Origin of the sequence: Methanosarcina acetivorans C2A (genome assembly GCF_000007345.1) — an archaeon.
Lineage (GTDB): Archaea > Halobacteriota > Methanosarcinia > Methanosarcinales > Methanosarcinaceae > Methanosarcina > Methanosarcina acetivorans.
This window is the reverse complement of the sequence record NC_003552.1, coordinates 1,882,000-1,901,049: the sequence shown is the minus strand read 5'-3', so window position 1 is coordinate 1,901,049 and position 19,050 is coordinate 1,882,000. Positions and strand designations below refer to the sequence as shown.

General features: G+C 41.0%; 14 protein-coding genes. 9 read left to right on the top strand and 5 right to left on the bottom strand.

Annotation, left to right across the window (positions count from 1 at the left end; all coding sequences use genetic code 11):
* Positions 1-936: 936 nt before the first annotated feature.
* Positions 937-1,158: a type II toxin-antitoxin system HicB family antitoxin gene (locus MA_RS08315; protein WP_011021610.1), complete on the bottom strand. Its 222-nt coding sequence runs from the start codon at positions 1,156-1,158 to the stop codon at positions 937-939.
* 259 nt (positions 1,159-1,417) lie between these two features.
* Entirely contained in the window at positions 1,418-1,960 is a 543-nt protein-coding gene (locus MA_RS08310) for a protease inhibitor I42 family protein (protein WP_011021609.1), read from the bottom strand.
* A 300-nt stretch (positions 1,961-2,260) separates the two neighbouring features.
* On the opposite strand from MA_RS08310, the gene MA_RS08305 reads away from it, so the two are divergent.
* On the top strand, positions 2,261-2,563 hold the full coding sequence (locus MA_RS08305) for a hypothetical protein (RefSeq protein WP_011021608.1): 303 nt from the start codon (positions 2,261-2,263) through the stop codon (positions 2,561-2,563).
* Between the two features lie 349 nt (positions 2,564-2,912).
* Here MA_RS08305 and MA_RS08300 read toward each other — a convergent pair whose 3' ends face one another.
* Positions 2,913-3,680, bottom strand: a complete 768-nt coding sequence (locus MA_RS08300; RefSeq protein ID WP_048065164.1) for an ABC transporter permease — start codon at positions 3,678-3,680, stop codon at positions 2,913-2,915.
* Positions 3,667-4,623 (bottom strand): daunorubicin resistance protein DrrA family ABC transporter ATP-binding protein, encoded by a 957-nt coding sequence (locus MA_RS08295; RefSeq protein ID WP_011021606.1) that lies wholly within the window; start codon positions 4,621-4,623, stop codon positions 3,667-3,669. The genes MA_RS08300 and MA_RS08295 overlap by 14 nt, the downstream gene beginning before the upstream one ends.
* A gap of 1,077 nt (positions 4,624-5,700) precedes the next feature.
* Between MA_RS08295 and MA_RS08285 the strand changes: the two genes are divergently transcribed.
* Positions 5,701-5,943 carry a hypothetical protein gene (locus MA_RS08285; RefSeq protein WP_011021604.1) on the top strand — a complete coding sequence of 81 codons (243 nt, stop codon included), beginning with the start codon at positions 5,701-5,703 and terminating at the stop codon, positions 5,941-5,943.
* A 732-nt stretch (positions 5,944-6,675) separates the two neighbouring features.
* Here the strand turns inward: MA_RS08285 and MA_RS08275 are convergent.
* Positions 6,676-7,248 carry a protease inhibitor I42 family protein gene (locus tag MA_RS08275; protein WP_011021603.1) on the bottom strand — a complete coding sequence of 191 codons (573 nt, stop codon included), beginning with the start codon at positions 7,246-7,248 and terminating at the stop codon, positions 6,676-6,678.
* 1,616 nt (positions 7,249-8,864) lie between these two features.
* Between MA_RS08275 and MA_RS08265 the strand changes: the two genes are divergently transcribed.
* The 7 genes from MA_RS08265 to gyrB all read left to right on the top strand — a co-directional run bounded on the left by MA_RS08265 (position 8,865) and on the right by gyrB (position 19,047).
* Positions 8,865-10,196 (top strand): cytochrome D1 domain-containing protein, encoded by a 1,332-nt coding sequence (locus MA_RS08265; RefSeq protein WP_011021601.1) that lies wholly within the window; start codon positions 8,865-8,867, stop codon positions 10,194-10,196.
* A gap of 45 nt (positions 10,197-10,241) precedes the next feature.
* Positions 10,242-11,573 carry a YncE family protein gene (locus MA_RS08260; protein WP_226990798.1) on the top strand — a complete coding sequence of 444 codons (1,332 nt, stop codon included), beginning with the start codon at positions 10,242-10,244 and terminating at the stop codon, positions 11,571-11,573.
* 153 nt (positions 11,574-11,726) lie between these two features.
* Positions 11,727-12,329: a UPF0228 family protein gene (locus MA_RS08255; protein WP_048065161.1), complete on the top strand. Its 603-nt coding sequence runs from the start codon at positions 11,727-11,729 to the stop codon at positions 12,327-12,329.
* Between the two features lie 687 nt (positions 12,330-13,016).
* Complete coding sequence (locus tag MA_RS08250; RefSeq protein ID WP_011021598.1) at positions 13,017-13,247, top strand: Lrp/AsnC ligand binding domain-containing protein; 231 nt, start codon at positions 13,017-13,019, stop codon at positions 13,245-13,247.
* Positions 13,248-13,438: 191 nt separating this feature from the next.
* Complete coding sequence (locus MA_RS08245; RefSeq protein WP_011021597.1) at positions 13,439-15,304, top strand: DNA topoisomerase VI subunit B; 1,866 nt, start codon at positions 13,439-13,441, stop codon at positions 15,302-15,304.
* A 1-nt stretch (position 15,305) separates the two neighbouring features.
* On the top strand, positions 15,306-16,427 hold the full coding sequence (locus MA_RS08240) for a DNA topoisomerase IV subunit A (RefSeq protein ID WP_048065160.1): 1,122 nt from the start codon (positions 15,306-15,308) through the stop codon (positions 16,425-16,427).
* A 715-nt stretch (positions 16,428-17,142) separates the two neighbouring features.
* Positions 17,143-19,047, top strand: coding sequence for a DNA topoisomerase (ATP-hydrolyzing) subunit B (gene gyrB / locus MA_RS08235; protein ID WP_011021594.1), 1,905 nt, complete (start codon positions 17,143-17,145; stop codon positions 19,045-19,047).
* Positions 19,048-19,050 lie beyond the last annotated feature (3 nt).

Here is a 19,050-nt window from a genome sequence, read left to right as displayed (position 1 = left end):
AACATATGACCCAAATCTCACGGCATATATAAACAATGAGTCGTTTTTGCAATAATGTCTAGTATCAGGAATAATGTGTTTTCTAGCAAAAACGCTATCAGTAAAAATATTACGAAAAAAACAAGTTACCTGCCGAAAGCAGGCTTGATCATGTTTCATTCCGAATTTTCAAAAATCAGTATGAAGTTTTTCAGACAATTTCCTCCGAAGCTAGAGGTGACAAATTGATCTTTGAGCCTACAGGTATCGAATTTAAAAATAAGCAAAAACGTAAAAATTACTCAAACTTATACCCTATAGGGAACAAGTTTTCTCCAGATCTCTTAGTTTGTTTCAGACAAAATTTTCGGCATCTAAAGAATAGATATTACTAAATGTATAAAAAATTTCTGGCGAAATTGAAAGTAACAGAGAGAAGAAAAATGCATAACTCGGTTAGAAAAACGGTATCAAAAGACAAAATCATCTAATTGGTTTATTCCCTAAGCGATGGAGAGTTAAGGTTGTAATTATCTATTTTTCGGATTTTCAGCGGATTAAAGCTTGCGGAGGCATTTAGAATAATCTATTGAAAAAAGATGCCTGTGGTATCTGAAAAGCGGAAATACCATTCAGCCGACCTCTCAGCAAGTGTAAAGTTCTTAATTGTGCGGCTTGTTCCAGATTTCTTGAATATGTCGGTTACCTGCTGGCTGCCTGGAGAACCGGAGACGAAAAGACTTTTTGATAGGAATGTAGTAAAAAAGGACTTAATACTTAAAAAGAAAAGAATGTATTGAATCTGAATGCTATCTTGGTTAAATTTCGATATACATTAGAGAGAAAAGCAAACTATTTCTTGTAAACCATAGAAAGTGCGAAAGACAGTGTTTATAAATTAGTCCTCTTGAGCGCAGCGAAGCGGAGCGAAAAGGACCTCGTGCTCCCGAAGCGAAATTAGGGATGGGAAGAAACCTCCACCGTCGTAGTAAAAACCTGTCCGGCTGCGGGGATCTGAGCATCTTCGTCTTCAAGGTAGAGTTCAATAGCTTCTTTCAGGTTCTCGATGGCTTCTTCAATAGTTTCTCCCTGACTTGCAATATCAAGCTCGGGGCACCAGGAAACATACCATTTTCCTTCCTTCTGGACAACAGCTGAAAACCTGTACGTCTCTTCCATAATTATGAGATTAACGCAGGGTTATAAAACATTTCTCTTGCGAGTGCCAATTGAGACTTCTGATCAATATACGCACTTTACCGGAATTTCTGCAGGTTTTTTTCTTGGCTAATAAAGTGCTTTTATAATTTGGCAAGACCTGAATTACTCATTTCAACCTACTTATTTATTTTGCAAAGGCAGTCAGGCAAGCTGGCGGAGGCGTTAGCACAATCAGACTGGAAAAAATGAAATTGGAACTAAAAAGTGAGAATAACTCTCAGCTGACCTCGACAATGAGTGTAAAATTCTCCTCCATGCCTGTTGTATTCTCCCAGAGTCTCTTGTATATTCCATTCACCTGCTGGGTGCCCGTATCCACGGCTTGAATTACCCATGTATAAATTCCGGAAACACCGGTATACCCTTCAGGAGCTGGGTCCTGGGTATGATCTTCACTGAGAATACTGAGCCCTTCGCTTACGTTGAGTTGCCAGGAATAACCTGTAGTGGGGTTCCCCCTGAGTTGAAGGGTAAACTTCTCTCCATTATTGAGACTAATGTTTGTCCCATTGTCGGCTTCGGTTACTACCTGCCCTGTTACCACGGTTTCATTAGCTTCGGTTGCGTTGTTTTCAGCTGTGTTATTTTCGGCAACATTTTCGTCTGTCATGTTAGAAGTTTCCGGTGTTGCAGGCGTAACCTGTTCGGAATCTTCCGGAGTTTCATTTTCCGCAGGCTCCGCATCTTCGGCACAGCCGGCTGCAAAAACAACAGCAGCAATGGCAAGTAGCAATGCCATTAACTTTAAGATTTTTGTCATAACTATTCCCTCAAATTTCTCTTCTTTAATTTCATGGCGCCTGATTTATTGTAATTTTTTACTGATTATATACTTCATTACTGATATTACCGGTTTTTGAAAATAAAGCCTGAAGAACAATTGATCCCGTATCCTATTGAGAACCAATATTTCTTGCAAAATTTTTACACTGAGTACAAGGTAAAAACAAATCCGGACTGACAAAGATGGAAAATGAAGGTATTGTTTGTAATTTTCGGAGCCGGTTCCTGAATCACCTTATTATAAAATGAGGCACAATTTCTATCTGGTGAAAGGGATATGACTCTCACTCTTGATATAAAGGGCGATTTCACACCTCAGGAAGTAAGTGAAGTCATTCGTGCAGCGCTTGATCAGAATGAACGCGTTGCAAAATACAAAATAAAAAAGTACTCGGGTATCTGTGAGAATTTTGAGAATAAGTATGGGATGGATTCAGACCATTTTATGGAAAAATTTGATTCAGGGGATCTTGGAGACGATGACGACTTTTTAGAAAGCACTACAGCAGGCTGTCTCAAAACTAAAGTTAATTCTACAATTGTGTCAAATTTTTCTACTACAAGGTTAATTCATGTATAAATTTTTCTAATTTAGGTGGTCTTGTTTTTAAATTCAACGTTGCTCATTATCCAATTGTAGAAATGGTTTGAGTTTTGAGACAGCCTGACAGGCAAGTTTTTTCCGTTTTTTCCGTTCTTTCCGCGGTAAAAAGCAAATTGAACAGTTTATCAGTATTTTAAAACAAATGGGTCTGAAAATCTAAAATGCCTGTCCAATGACTTCACAATGCGTGAAAAATTCTCCTTCTTGCTTTGTGTGCTCGCGGAATTGTGACGGTTACCTGCCCCGTATTGAGTTGCAGTGAACAACTTAATTAATATATTTTTATTTTAGTATTAATTAAAATTTAGAGATACAGTTACGTTGTTCACTCGTTGAAATTTTTATACATATAGTTTGTAGCCAGATGGAAGATTATAATGAATATCACAAGCATTGAAATATCTATAAGTGGAGAAAACAGTGAATTACCCGTAAATGCGTATCCTATCATATCGTTTCCATAAGTAAGTGGGGATATCAGTGCAATCTTCTGACCTATCTGAGGCATAGAAGATATCGGAATGAAAATGCCGGAGATAAATATAAGCGGTAGCCTGACAGTATTAAGAATTGCCATGACCTCGCCCGCAGTCTCGGTGGGGTACGCAGCAAATAGCGTCCCAAGCATAGCAAAACAGAACGATGTGAGAATCATGGAAATAACAAGGATAGGTGCATTTACTATCTGCGTATCGAATATGAAGATGCCGACAACAAGCGGTAATAACGCAATGACGAGACTGTAGAGAAACCCGCTGATGCTCTCCCCGAAAATCATTGAGTTCAGGGAAATAGGTGCTGAGAGCAAGCGTTCAAAAGTCTTTACGCGCCGCTCAAGAGTTAATGAAACCGGCTCTATTTGTGAAGCAGAAAACAGTAAAGTGATTGAAATCAATCCGGGTACCAGTGTTTTTGGGGGGGCATTCTTCCCAATAGCAAAAGATAGGAACATAAAAAGAGGAAAGAGTATGCCGGAAACTATGATATTGGACCTGAAGTAGTAGATTCTCATATCCTTTTTGGCGATTGCCCATGCACCGTTCATTTCCCGAGATAAGTGCTTTGTCCATCCTTTATGCTCAATCGATGGCATGAATTCCATCACCTGCCCGTTGAAGACCGGTTAACCTTACAAATACATCCTCAAGACTCGGACCGGGAGTTGCTATACTGAGAATTTTTAAGTTATAAGAGTGGGCATAAACAACCAGAGCATCAATAACTTCAGATGGAAGTTCGGTAAAGATCTTAAATTTGTCACCTGCTTTGTGAACTTCGTTTATCATTGGAAGGCGGCTGAGTTCTTCGAGATGATCAATAGAATTATTATCAAAAGCAACTTCTATCGACTGAACACTCCGAATTGTCCTTTTCAACGATTCAGGTGTATCGACTGCAACGATATTTCCTTTATTGATAATTGCTACCCTGTCACACATAACATTTGCCTCCTCAATATTATGAGTTGTTAAGAAAACAGTGACACCTTCGCGGACCAGACCTGAGATCACTTCCCGGATGATAAGATTGCTCTGTACATCGAGCCCTGAGGTCGGCTCATCCAAAAATATCAGACGAGGACTATTGACCATGCCCATAGCAAGCGTCAGACGCCTTTTCATTCCTTTTGAAAAACCCTGAACTTTGTCATTACGCCGTTCGTATAATTCAAACTTCCTGAGCAGTTCGTTAGCTTTTTTTTCTCGCTCTTTTCGTCCTACATGGTAGAGTTCAGCTGAAAACATCAGGTTCTGCCAGGCGGTCAGGTCATCGTACACGTTTGAATTTTCAGAAACAATGCCTACAGACTGCCTTGCAGCAATGGTGTCGTGTTTAACATCATGACCAAAAATGGTTGCAGTTCCGGAAGTAGGTCTTGATACTCCTGTCAAAATACGAATAGTAGTTGTCTTGCCGGCACCATTGGGACCCAAAAACCCGAAAGTTTCTCCTTCACCGACTGAGAAACTGATGTCATTGAGAGCAGTAAGGGAGCCAAATTTTTTAATGAGATGAGATACTTCAATTGCTTTCATGGTTAGTCCGTGACCTCAGTGCATTAATATTAAACCTTAACTCCGATTTTTTGTAGGGAATATATTAAATATGTATTTTTGTTATAATCAAGTTTATCACATTTGAAAACAAATTAATTTTCAATATATTGAATATACAGTTTTCGTAAACTTGAAGATTACACTAAGCTTAGAAGATACTAAAGAAAGTAAACAATTTAAACAATTATTTCCCTTCAGTTTTGGTCTGCATTAAGCTATTACTGTTCTAATTTAATCATTGAGTTTTTGAAAGCTATGTAAAGAATTTAGGAATCAATTTATAGAACTTTTGTCATTGAGGCACTTGTAGTTGAAAACTACCATCTTCTTGATAAGATCTCTATATCCCCACAAAACATTGGAGTTAAGGATTAAAATCAATTAGTAGCAGGTTCTATAAGTTAAAGTTTGCTGATTTTTAGAGTAAAATTTAGTTCTGTAAAATCTTCGGTTTCAAATAAGTTGTCAAGAGGCATAAATGATATCGATTTAATTAAAAAGATATCCATGCCGCAATATTTTATGGGAAGAATCTAATATTCCTGATTTCGTTCCATCAACGAGGACTTAAAAGAATCATAAATTATAAACTCTTTTCTAAATCTTCTAACCGGGACCAGTTTAAAAAATCCGTAATAAGCATCTGCTTCCTGTCTATTTCCCTAAGATTACTAACCCCCTACACCTACAAGCTGTATTTTTGCCTTCCTGGAAAATTCCGAAAGAAGCTTTACGACTATTCTTTTAATTACAAAATATACAAAGTCCGGATGGAGATCGTCTTTGAGCGCATATAAGTGGGAAAATCCTCGAAACGCACTTTCAGGGTCACAGTTTAAAAAGAAAACGATGCTCAATAAGAGAACTGAGCACACTCCCGGCAAGCATTCAGAGCCCCTACTATTTAGAACCTATCCGAAAAGTGGTTACCCACTGTAACTTTCACAATATGCAAAACCGGACGGAAACACAAGAATACACCTTAATGAAGAATTCGTCTGTCATGATAGACTCATCAAATGTGGTAAAAGAGAGTTAGGAAATAGGTTCCCATATTTGTTCCTATATTTATATGAAGACCTGGACCTAAGACTTGAAGAACAGAAGACGATCTTCAGAAAGAGAGAGGAAGGGAAGATCAGTGATGAAGAATACTCTTTAAAACAAAATAGAGCAGGGAAGTTCTTGATTATCTCCAATTACGACATCGGAAAAAAGGAGATGTATGAACTCTTCAAAAAAAGACTCTATGAAAAGTTGTTTGACATAGAGCTCATCCCAAAACCCAGTTTTATCTAATTACCCAGGATTATTCAGGATTGTTTCATAAACGAGGCTAGATATGTAGCTTAAATATGAGATCCAAAGAAGCAAATTTTGAGTTTTGGGATTAGCTCATATACAAAACAACATTAGATGCTGATATGTTGTATCTTCATGAGGATCAGAGCGTTTATGGACATGTGTTTGTGGCATTTCTTTCATATATGCGTACCGCAAATTGTTGAAGGCAATTAAAAAAGCAGAGATAAATAATAAGTTCTCACCTATTGATAGCCTATTGAAGTTTAGAAAAGTGAAAAACATAAATTTTGGTGAAAAAAGTATCATTACTGAAGTTCCTAAGAAAGTAAAAGAATCAAATAAAGCTCTTAAATTTAACATATTCCCTACAAAAAAATGGAAGTTAAGGTTAGAAGTATTCAACCCTATGCTTGGAATTGTACTCCGAGAGTAGTAGTTGCAAAAGTGCACAATTAAACCTTCAACTGCGTAAGTTCTAATATAATAAAATGAAGTATAATTATTTTCACATGAAAAACATACCCCACAAACGTGAATATAAAAGGCGATCTCACCTCAGGAAGTAAGCGAGGTCATCCATACAGCACTGGAACAGAATCGCAGTAGCTAAACATAACCTAAAAGTCCTCTCTTAAAAAACTCCTGCAACCTGAAAAGCCTCCGACCCCACAAGAAAGTCAAATAAAGAAGTAAAAAAGTAAAAAACCTGAGAAACAAAAATGCCTCTCAGGCAACCTCAACAGTGAGTGTAAAGTTATCCTCAGGCCCGGTTGCATTCTCCCAGAGTCGTATATATTCGCCGTTTACCTGCTGGGTGCCCTGATCCACGGCCTGAATTATCCAGGTATAAGTTCCGGGAACACCGGTAGATTCTTCAGGAACTGCATCCTGAGTATAATCTTCACTGAGAATATTGAGTCCCTCGCTCACGTTGAGTTCCCAGGAATAACCTGTAGTGGGGTTTCCACTGAGCTGGAGGGTAAAATTCTCTCCATTGTTGAGACTTATGCTTGTCCCGTTGTCAGCTTCGGTTACTACCTGTCCTGTTTCCACGGTCTCATCAAATTCAGCTGTGTCATTTTCAGTTATGTCATTTTCAGCTATGCCATTTTCAGCTGTGTTATTTTCGGTAACACTTTCGTCTGCCATGTTGGAAGTTTCAGGTGTTACAGGCGGAACCTGTTCGGAATCTTCCGGAGTTTCATTTTCTGCAGGCCCTGCCTCTTCGGTACAGCCGGCTGCAAAGACAACAGCGGCAATGACCAGAAGCATTGCCATCAACTTTAAAATTTTCTTCATAACTATTCCCTCAAAAATTCTCTTCCTCTAACTTAGTAATGCCTAAATTAGTGTACTTTTTTACCGGATATCGTACTTTTTTTACTGGTGCTACTGTTTTTAGGAATAAATCCTTAAAAACGATCGATCCTCGTATTTTACATTTTTTGAGAATTGACAATCTTGCAAAATGTTACGACTGCTGCCAGCTAAAAATAAATCCGGGCGGATCAGGATAGAAAACCAAGGTGTTGTCATGTACCTTACAGAAAATATCCAGAGATTCCTGGCAACTAATGTTAAGTACTAACTTTCTTTTAGATTAAAGCTTTTTCGTTTTTAGCGAAAGTTATAAAGTAGAGATATAAAGAAAGTCAGGTTTAGAGAACCTGCGTACTTCCAATATCTTCAGATGGCATGCCGAATGTGTAATAACTTATAAAAAAATCCCCTGCCGCCTGAGAAGTTGCCATTTCCTTAAATCCCGCTTTTATTGAAATATCCAGCTTTTTTCGCTTAATGTTAACGAAGGCGGTTAAGGTAGAGATATGATAACTCCCCATAATCGAAAATATATTGACAAATATACTTATCAAATAATACATAGCTATTATTTTTTGAAAGATTATTATTGTATTACCTCTAAGAGGCTATCTTAAAATTAAATCAAATTGCGGGCGGCCACCCCACCCTAAACAGGTTGTCCGACAATTACCTTAGGTAATTGTAATTTCCGTTATTGAATATATTGATCGTTATATAATTTTATTAAGAATATTTTGCTTTAATAAGGTCGGATATGTCCCAACCTTATATTTTACCAAATTTTGAAGTTGTTGTCGTTTGTTTTACCGCCGAGGGGAAAGCGGAGTGAAATTGTACCAGCCTTGATGTAATTTCACAGTCTTGGGACTTTATGTGGGACTTTAAGTAGTTCAAGAATACTATAAACCTGAGTTCCGGATTTTTGGCACACAAAAGCCGCTTGATGCCAAATTACGTGCTTAACCTTAACCACATAATACTCAGTTTCAAGTTCTAAAACCGTAGTCAAATGACATCACAGATTTGTGGAAACATGGATATGCGCTTAATATTTTGGAACTCAAGTATAAACCGATACAAGTATTGACTTGGTATATTTTATTTCGTGCTACTTCGAATATTTATAAAAAATACAGAATATGACATCAGTTGAGTACTCATATATATTATTTCTAGCCAAATAGTCCAATAGTCAATGCTCAGGGAAAAATTGCAGACTCAAAACAGGTATGAATAACGAATAGTTTGATGATATGACCAGAAAACTTATAAGGAGTTAGATAAAAGGAATTTATTGAGTTCAAAAGTATTTCCCGTACCATACGAACTCCATAAAATACACCCTAAAAGGCAGCGATTACTGGGAAGCTGTATCAGGTAGTCCACAGAAGGCCTGCGTATATATGTGATTTTCTGAGCGAGGGGAATATAAAAGACTGAAATTGATACATATGAAGAGCTTAACTCCTCATTTTTAAGAAACAGATATGAGTAATATTTATGAGGGAATTATTGTTTCTATTGTTTTTGGACTAATTTTATATCTGATCTCGGCACCTGCATAAAAGACAAACACTACAGGGGGTAAATAGATGAAAATTAAAATTATACCAACAACAGAGATTGCCATTTTTTCGAGTCTATTCTCATCTGTAGCTACATCCAATAAGGTACACAAGCAGCTTAAAATCATGAAAGTTTTAGGAATAACTGCACTTATGATTTTAATACTGATGGATGTCGTAGGTGCAGCTCCATTTGCCTACATTACTAACTCCGACAGCAATAATCTCTCTGTAATTGATACGGCTACAAACAAGGTTACAGCCACAGTAGATGTAGGAGAACATCCTGCCGGAGTTACAGTAAGTCCGGATGGAACAAAGGCATATGTGGTTAACTCATATGATGACACGGTTTCTATAATTGACACCACCAAAAATAAAGTTATAGCCACAGTGAAAGTAGGAACCTATCCTCAAAATATTGCAGTAAGTCCGGATGGGACAAAGGCATACGTGACGAGTTTCAGCAACAACACTGTTTCTGTAATTAACACAACCATAAACAAAGTTACAGCCACAGTGCCTGTAGGAAACTTTCCTTTCGGAGTTGCCGTTAGCCCGGATGGGAAAAAGGTATATGTGGCGAATTCTGGCGGTTACTCAACTAATTTTACAGGCACAGTTTCTGTAATTGACACAACCGCAAACACTGCTGCAGCCACGATACCTACAGGAAATAATTCACTTGGGGTTGCAATCAGTCCGGATGGGAAAAAGGTATATGTGGCGAATATGGCAGGCAGCAGTATTTCTATAATAGATACAATTTCAAATGCTGTTGTAAGTACGGTTAAAACAGGAAGAAGTCCTAAGGGAGTAGCGGTCAGTCCGGATGGGAAAAAGATATACGTAGCGATAAATCCCATCAATTCACTTACAGGTGCTGTTGATATTATTGATACAGCCACAAACAAGGTCACAGCCACTGCTGTGCCTGTAGGAAAGGCACCTGGTGGAATTGAAGTCACCCCAGACGGAGCAAAGGTATATGTGGTGAATTACGCGAGCCACACTGTCTCTGTAATTGACACCGCTACAAACAAGGTTACAGATACAGTGAAAGTAGGAAAATATCCTATTGAAGTTGCCTTTGGGCACTTTGTAGATTCTAATGTAACTGATCAAAGCATAAAGGTAACCTCCAATTCAACTGAATATGTGGGAGTCGAAGAAACTAATTTATCATCTAAAGAAATAAATGCTGCCGAACTCAATAATTCAAAAAATAATAATTCAGAATCTGATAACGATAGTAGCTCGGGCGGAAATGAATCGAGTGAGAATAACTCTATTCCAGGTTTTGGGTTATTGGGAAGCTTGACCTGCCTGTATGGAGGGTGGAAATTAAGGAAGAAGTAAGTTCCAAAATGGGATTTGCTGTCGTTATTTTTCGGACTGAATAACATGAAAGACAAACGCCGCCTGGGGAAAAAGATGAAAAGTAAAACTATCTCAACAATACATATCGACACATTTTCTATTCCACTCCCATTTGTGGAAATGTCTGATAAAGCACGCAGAGGATGTACCCTCATAAGAGCTTTCGGAATAACAGTATTTGCGATTTTAATACTGGTAAGCGTAACAGGTGCAGCTCCATTTGCATATGTGATGGGCCTGAGTGATGCAGTCTCCATAATTGATACCGCAACAGATACTGTTACAGCCACGATGAAGATAGAAGGTTATCCTGGCGAAGTTGCAGTCACACCGGATGGAACAAAAATATATGTGACGGACTCAGGTATAGGCAGTACTGATGTCTCTGTAATTGACACAGTAACAAATACAGTTGATGCCATAGTGAATGTTGAAGGTAGTTCTTGGGGGGCCGCCGTTAACCCGGCAGGAACAAAGGTATATGTGTCGATCCGTGATAGTACAAATATCTTAGTAATTAACACAGCCACAAACAGTGTAACAGCAAAAGTTAATGTGGGGCGGAATCCTGATAGAATTGCAATCACTCCCGATGGAACAAAAATATATGTTACAAGCCATCGCAGCGATATCACTTCTACAATTGACACAGTTACAAACAGTGTTATTACCACTGTAAATGTAGGAGAATATCCTTGGGATGTCGTAGTCAGTCCAGATGGAACAAAGGCATATGTGACCAATTCAGGAAGCAATAATGTCTCTGTAATTGAAACAGCCACAAATAATGTTATAGCCACTGTAAACGTAGGAGAATATCCTTGGGGAGTTGCAGTTAACCCGGCAGGAGCCAAGGTATATGTGACAAGCTGGGAAAACAATTCGGTTTCTGTAATTGATACAGCAATTAATAATGTCACAACTACAATTCCTGTAGGAACTAATCCTTGTGGAATTGCATTCGTCCCTGATGGAAAAAAGGCATATGTGGCTAACTACGGCAGCAACACTGTTTCTGTAATTGACACGGCTACAGACAGTGTTATAACAACTATAGATATAGAAAATCATCCTGTTGAAATAGCCTTAGGGCACTTTATAGATTCTAATGTAACTGATCAAAGCACAGGTGCAGCCTCTATTGCAACTGAAGATACAGGAATTGAAAAAACGAACTTATCATCTGAAGAAAAAAATGCTGTCGAACTCAATAATTCAAACAATAATAATTCGGAATCTGACAATGATAGTAGCTCCGGCGGAAATGAATCGAGTGAAATTAGCTCTACTCCAGGTTTTGGATTATTAGGAAGCTTGACTTGCCTGTATGGAGGGTGGAAGCTCAGGAAAAAGTAAGATAGGGATTGGATAACCGGATTTCTGGCGAGACTTATATTATAATCATTCATTTCCTTTCTGATTTGACACATAAACTGCTGAAGCCTCTGGTTTTGAAATTAGTCGTGTACAATTGAGGGATTAAACTCCACAACTTCTGAAGTGGTTAATATGAGCAAAATCAATAAGGAAATCGTGATTTTTATTGTTTTTCTAACTCTTGTAGCGCTTTGGGGGTTATTTGTAAAAACACCGGTAGAGGATACGAAAACACCATATCCTGAATCAAAAGTAGGTGGTATGGCTATCCAATTTAAAGATGGGATTTCTGAGTCCGAAGTAAAAGCCATTCTTCAACACTATAACATGACTCGGAACTATAGACTAACATATGACACTAATTATTCCGATATGGATTACTACATAATGGCAGACAAAGATAACTGGAGTGACATCAGAAGCGAACTTGTAACAGAGATGAAAGGAAATAATAAAAAAAATTGGACCCTATCTATACCTGCTCAAGTTATGAAAAAAGAAGATTATTACGTTCTTCCTGTCTCTGAACAAGCAGTCAAGGACGGAAAATTTCTTGAAATACTGGCCAAATATGATATTAAAGTGGAAAAATTTACCTGGTGTAAGATTCGTTTTCTTTATAGTGATGGTCCCCGGACTTATTGGATTCCGGAAGAGGATGCAATAAAAATAAAAAATGAAATGGAACAAAATGAAAATATTTTTTCGGTCCAGCTTAGTTACCTTTTTCCCTAATTTGACAGAATTGTAACTAATGTCACCGATTTGATTTTTTTTTCATAATATATTTCATTATAGACTTTTTGCACAGAAAGGAACACAAATTTTAGTTTTATCTTATATTCGGCAGGTCGACATTATGAATTAAATATTTTTGCTGATATTGTTTTTTAAACATTCTGCAAATTTGTAATATACTTGAAGCTGGTTAACATACGACTCAAATCTTACGCCCTATATAAGTAACGAACCATTTTTGCAGTAATGTTTAATGTGGAAGAAAATGTGTTTTCCCACAAAAACGCTATCAGTAAAAATACTTGGAAAAAATCAAGTTACCTGCCGAAAGTAGGTTTTATGTGATCTCTCTGCCATGAGCCTGCAAAGCGTTAAAAAATCAATATCAGGCAAAATTGAAAGTGACTATATTATATAAAGTGCAAATAGTGATATGTTTTATCCTGAAATTATTTCGCTAACAATGTTGGTTGCAATACCTTCTCTTTTGCAAAACTTCATGCGAAAAAAATTCGTTTAATAATTGCCCAAAAGCTTGAAGGTGAATCACCTCGACTTTAAGAACAAGAAATAAAGTCGGAGGAAATAAATCCGGTTGCCTTAAAGGCTATCAATTTATGCTGTGAAAATTTCTCCGTCGGATAAAAATAAATAACTTGCAGCCGTTACCTCATAGTGATACCTATGGTTATAGGAGTTACAATGATAAACGTGCTGCCCGGATATGAAAAGGCAGCATACAGGGAATTGAAGAATATAGAGGGAATCAAGGACGTCTACCATGTTTTCGGAGAGTATGACTTTGTCGTAATCATAGACGTTAAAGACCTTAGCATCCTCAATGCCGTGGTAGACAGGATAAGGGAAAGCGAAACCGTGACCGCAACCCAGACGATTATCGGTGCGGAACTCTGATTCCTGGCGCCTGAAAGCCTGAACTTCCGACAGGAAAGAGCGGAAGAATCGTTATCTTTTTTAGCAGGCGCTAATATTTATTACCTTACGCTTTTATTAAGAAAGAATTCCTTTTCAGACAGAGAAGCTTACTGTGAAGACCGTATCCTTTTAAGCATCAGATCAATTTTTCATCCCTGAGGTAAAAGTCCATGGAAATCCCCATTGCAGAAGAACTCGCCAAAAAACAAAAATCAATAAGTGTAGCCGAATTTTTTGAAAAGAACAGGCAGATTCTGGGTTTTGATTCCGCGCCTCGAAGCCTTATAACAACCGTAAAAGAAGCCGTGGATAACTCCCTGGATGCCTGTGAGGAAGCCGGGATCCTGCCGGATATCCTTGTTCAGGTTGAGAGAACAGGTCAGGACTATGTAACCGTTATCATTGAAGACAACGGGCCGGGAATCGTAAGAGAACAGATCCCCAAAGTTTTTGCAAAGCTGCTCTACGGTTCAAGGTTCCATGCCCTCAAGCAGAGCAGGGGGCAGCAGGGAATAGGAATTTCGGCAGCCGTGCTCTATGCCCAGATGACCGCAGGCAGGCACACAAAAATCCTCTCCAAGACCGGCTCAAACGTTCCTGCTCATTATTACGAGCTCATGATCAATACCAGTACCAATGAGCCTGATATCCTGATGGATGAAGTCAGGGACTGGTTCCGCCCCCACGGGACCCAGATCGAACTGGAGATGAAGGCTGCCTATGTGAAAGGGAGGAGGCAGTCTATTTACGAATACCTTAAAGCCACTGCAATTGTGAACCCCCACGCAAGGATAACCCTTATCGACCCTGACGGCAACGAGGAGGTCTTTGAAAGGGCTACGGATAAAATTCCTGACCCCGCAGAAGAAATCCTGCCCCATCCCGAAGGGATCGAACTGGGCACTCTTATGAAAATGCTTCATTACACGGAGCGCCAGAAGCTTGCCCCCTTTCTTCGCTACTCTTTTTGTAAAATCGGGCTGCTCACTGCTGATGAAATCTGCAAGGCGGCAGGGCTTGATCCCGAAATCGATCCTCATGCCCTGGGGCGCCACGAGGCAAGAAAACTGATCGAGGCTTTCCAGAAGGTAAAGATCATGTCTCCGCCTACGGACTGCCTTTCCCCTATAGGGGAAGAGCTGATCTATCGGGGGCTTGAGAAAGAGACAAACGTGGACTTCATTGCCACAAGCACGCGAAAACCGGCCGTATATTCCGGGAACCCCTTTGTAGTGGAGGTGGGGCTTGCATACGGGGGAAATCTCCCTAAAGAAGAAAAGATCAGTATCATGCGTTTTGCAAACCGTGTGCCTCTGCTTTATCAGCAGGGAGGCTGCGTGACCACTCATGCCGTAGAAGACATCAGGTGGAAGCAGTACGGCTTAAACCAGCCCGGGGGAGGGGTTCCGATTGGGCCTGTTCTTCTCCTGATCCATGTAGCCTCCATTAACGTGCCCTTTACCTCCGAATCAAAGGACGCGATTGCCGATATCCCTGTAATTAAGGAAGAAGTGGACCTTGCAGTCAAAGAGGTTGCAAGAAAACTCAAACATTACCTGAGCAAGCAGAGCAACCTCAAGAAACGCAGGGAAAAAGAGATTATCATTACGAAGGTGCTCCCGAAAATGGCAGTAAAGGTTGCAAATATTCTGGAAAAGGATGTCCCTGACATAAACCCTGTTGTTGCAAAGATCATGGGGAACCTGCTTGTGTACAGGAAAGTTAAAAGCAACGGCGACGGGACTGCGGATGTGGCAATAAAGGTCAAGAATTTCGGAACCTCGGCACATTCTTTCAGGGTGCACGAAATGCTCCCCTGCAAAATTAACGGGGCAAAACCGGAGCCAAAAGTTGTGACCATGGACAACGATTACGATTACGTCTGGGATGTTTCGGCCGCTGCAGGCTCTTCAAAGGTACTCAGTTATAAAATAGAGTCAGCAACCGTTGAAGAACTCCGGAAGCTTCCCCAGTTGATTGTGGAAGGGATTGAAGAAGAGCTGGTTACCGGGGCAAAGGCTTTCAGGGGTGTTTGAAATGGCAGGAGACGTAAATAACGAAGTAAACAGCAAAAAAAGACAGGGAGATACCCTGGCAAAAGAAAGACTCCTCGGGCTTGCAGAAAAGATCTATAACCAGTTTGAAGAGGAGGTAATCCCGAGTGTCAGCCTCCCCAGCCGGACCAAGGCAAATATAGAATATTCCGACGAAAGCGATGTCTGGGTTTACGGGGACAGGGAAAGTGAGAGGAGTGCAAAGACCGTAAAAGGGGCATTCCAGCTCCTGAAGACTACCTATGCTACGGACTTTCTCATAAACGAACACCTTGCCCATAACCGCGGTTCAACACTTCGAGAACTTTATTATATTTCCGAAGGCTGGGACTATGCCAAATTCAAAGAGCAAGCTGAAAGCGACCGCCTGATCGAAGATCTGGAACTCCTGACCAGTCTCCAGAGGGAGTATTTCCATATGCGTCCTGAAGAAGACGGGGCTACGATGTTCGGGCCGATTGAGATCTCGGAACTGACCAAACGGGGCGCGCGGAATATCCACTGTCAGAAGGACGTGGGAGAAGGCGGGTACCAGATCCCCTTTAATGTGGAAAATATTGAGTTTAAGAATCACGACGCAAGCATGATAATTGCCATAGAGACCGGGGGTATGTATGCCCGTTTAATGGAAAACGGGTTTGATGAGGCTTATAATGCTATTCTTGTCCATCTGAAGGGCCAGCCTGCACGGTCAACCCGCAGGATAATCAAGCGTATGAACGAGGAGCTGGAGATTCCCGTAGCAGTCTTTACTGACGGCGACCCCTGGTCTTACAGGATCTATGCCTCGGTTGCCTACGGGGCTATAAAAAGCGCTCACCTCTCGGAATTCATGGCAACCCCCGCTGCCAGGTTCCTGGGGCTCCAGCCCTCGGATATCGTGGAGTACGAACTTTCAACCGACAAGCTCACCGAGCAGGACATAAGCGCACTTCGAAGCGAACTTTCCGATCCCCGCTTTGAATCCGAATACTGGAAGGAGCAGATCCAGCTCCAGCTCGATATCGGCAAGAAGGCTGAACAGCAGGCTTTCGCAGGAAAAGGTCTGGACTTCGTGACCGAGGTCTATCTTCCTAACCGGCTGAAAGAACTGGGCATGGTTTGAGAGAATCAAGTGAACAAAGCAGTGCCGGAAACTGAATAATACCTGAAACATACCTGAGCTCTGATAATAGAGAACCGAATTTTGCTTACCTGGTACCCCTCGGCGGGATTGTGAATGAGTTGAAGAATGAGTTGAAGAATGAGTTGAATGATCTGAAGGCGATGGGCTCCGGTGGTATTTTCGGTTTGTTTTGTCCGTGCTCTGTGCCGGCTGTAACCGGTGGGCTTCCGGGAATTTAAGTTCAATCTGAGCGGTGTCCGTAATTTTGGGGCTCAAAGTATCAACTTTTTTTCGGTTGAAATGCCGCGAGTCATGCTCTGACTGCCCTGAAGTAAGCAAATTTTTCTCTGTGATACAGCAAATATTTATTTCAACCAAGAACATATCGAAAAATTAATCTGAAAAGGGCATTTTCGAGTACAAAATTATGCTAAAAATTACCTTTTTCGTGAGAGTCTGGACAGAAAAATCAGGCTAAATATGCTGCTGATCTAAAGGCTTAAAATGTATGAGCGCATAATGAATCTGATTTACTGTAGAAACATAAGAATTAAATATAAATATACTCCAATAAAAACTAAAGGCTCAGTGAATTGACACGACTCCTAAAGTTCGATTTCGAACCTAGTTTTCCTACGAGTTTTAAAAAATGTATAATATGTTATGAGATTTAATATAAATAACTTTATCAGATTTTTATGGAGAATAAACCAAAATGAGTGATAAACAGGTTTATGACGCTTCGCGTATCCAGGTACTCGAAGGCCTGGAAGCTGTCCGAAAACGACCTAGCATGTATATAGGGAGTACAGACAGCCGCGGGCTCCACCATTTAGTCTACGAGGTTGTAGACAACAGTATTGATGAAGCCCTTGCAGGCTTCTGTACCAGGGTCGATGTCACTATCAATCCCGACGGAAGTGTGACGGTCCTGGACAATGGGAGAGGTATCCCTATCGACCCCCATCCCGTGCACAAGAAATCAGCTCTTGAGGTCGTGATGACAGTTCTGCACGCAGGAGGCAAGTTCGATAAAAATACCTACAAGGTCTCCGGAGGGCTACATGGAGTGGGGGTCTCGGTCGTGAACGCCCTTTCGGAATGGCTGAATGTGGAAGTTGAAAGAGACGGGAAGAAATATTTCCAGCGCTATATCCGCGGAAAGCCCGAGGCCGAGGTCCAGGAAACAGGAACTTCGGAGATTACGGGCACAAAGACCACTTTCAAACCCGATGCAAGAATCTTTGAGACCACCGACTTCCAGTACGATATTCTCTCAAACCGGCTCAGGGAACTGGCTTTCCTTAACAGGGGCCTCACAATCAACCTGAAGGACTTAAGAAGCCCCGAAGGGCAGGCTGAGACTTTTATCTACAGCGGGGGAATTGTAGAATTCGTGGAGTACCTTAACAAGAAAAAACAGCCTCTCCACGAAAAGCCGATCTATTTCGAACGGCAAAGAGATGATATGGTTGTAGAAATTGCAATGCAGTATACGAACAGCTACACTGAAAACGTGTACTCCTTTGCAAACAATATCAACACCCATGAGGGCGGGACCCATATCATCGGTTTCAAGACCGCCCTTACAAGGGTTGCAAACGATTACATCAAAGCCAACAAGCTCTCAAAAGAAGACGCGAAGCTGACCGGAGACGACGTAAGGGAAGGCCTGACTGCGATTATCAGTGTCAAACTTATGGAGCCCCAGTTTGAGGGGCAGACCAAGACAAGGCTCGGAAACAGTGAAGTCAAGGGAATAGTTGACTCCCTTGTAACGGACGGGCTTGCGGAGTACTTTGAGGAAAACCCGAAGGTTGCAAACGTTATCCTTGAAAAAGCCCTCCTTGCCCAGAAAGCCCGGGAAGCTGCAAAAAAGGCAAGGGAACTTACCCGCAGAAAGAGCGCACTTGAGGTCAGCACCCTGCCCGGAAAACTTGCGGATTGCTCGGAAAAAGACCCTTCAGTCTGTGAGATTTACATCGTGGAAGGTAATTCGGCAGGAGGTTCGGCAAAACAGGGCAGAGACAGGGGTTTCCAGGCAATTTTACCCCTCAGGGGCAAGATCCTGAATGTGGAAAAATCCAGACTTGCGAAGATCCTGAAAAACAATGAGGTCGTTTCCCTTATCACCGCCCTCGGGACCGGGGTCAGTGAGGACTTCGCTCTGGAAAGCGCTCGCTACCACAAAGTCATCCTCATGACTGATGCCGATGTGGACGGAGCGCACATCAGGACTCTTCTTCTTACTCTATTCTTCCGCTATATGAGACCTCTGATCGACGCCGGATACGTATATATCGCCCAGCCTCCGCTCTACCGCATAAAGAAAGGCAAATCTGAGTACTATATACACTCGGACAGGGAACTTGAAGTAAAGAAAAAAGAACTCGGGGAAAAAGGACTTGCAATCCAGCGGTATAAAGGACTTGGAGAAATGAACCCGGAACAGCTCTGGGAAACAACCATGAACCCTGAGAGCCGGACTCTTTTACAGGTTACCCTGGAAGATGCGCTTCGGGCGGACGAGATCTTCAGAGTCCTCATGGGAGATGAGGTAGAACCACGCCGGAACTTCATCGAAACGCATGCAAAAGAAGTTGTGGACCTGGATATCTGAGGT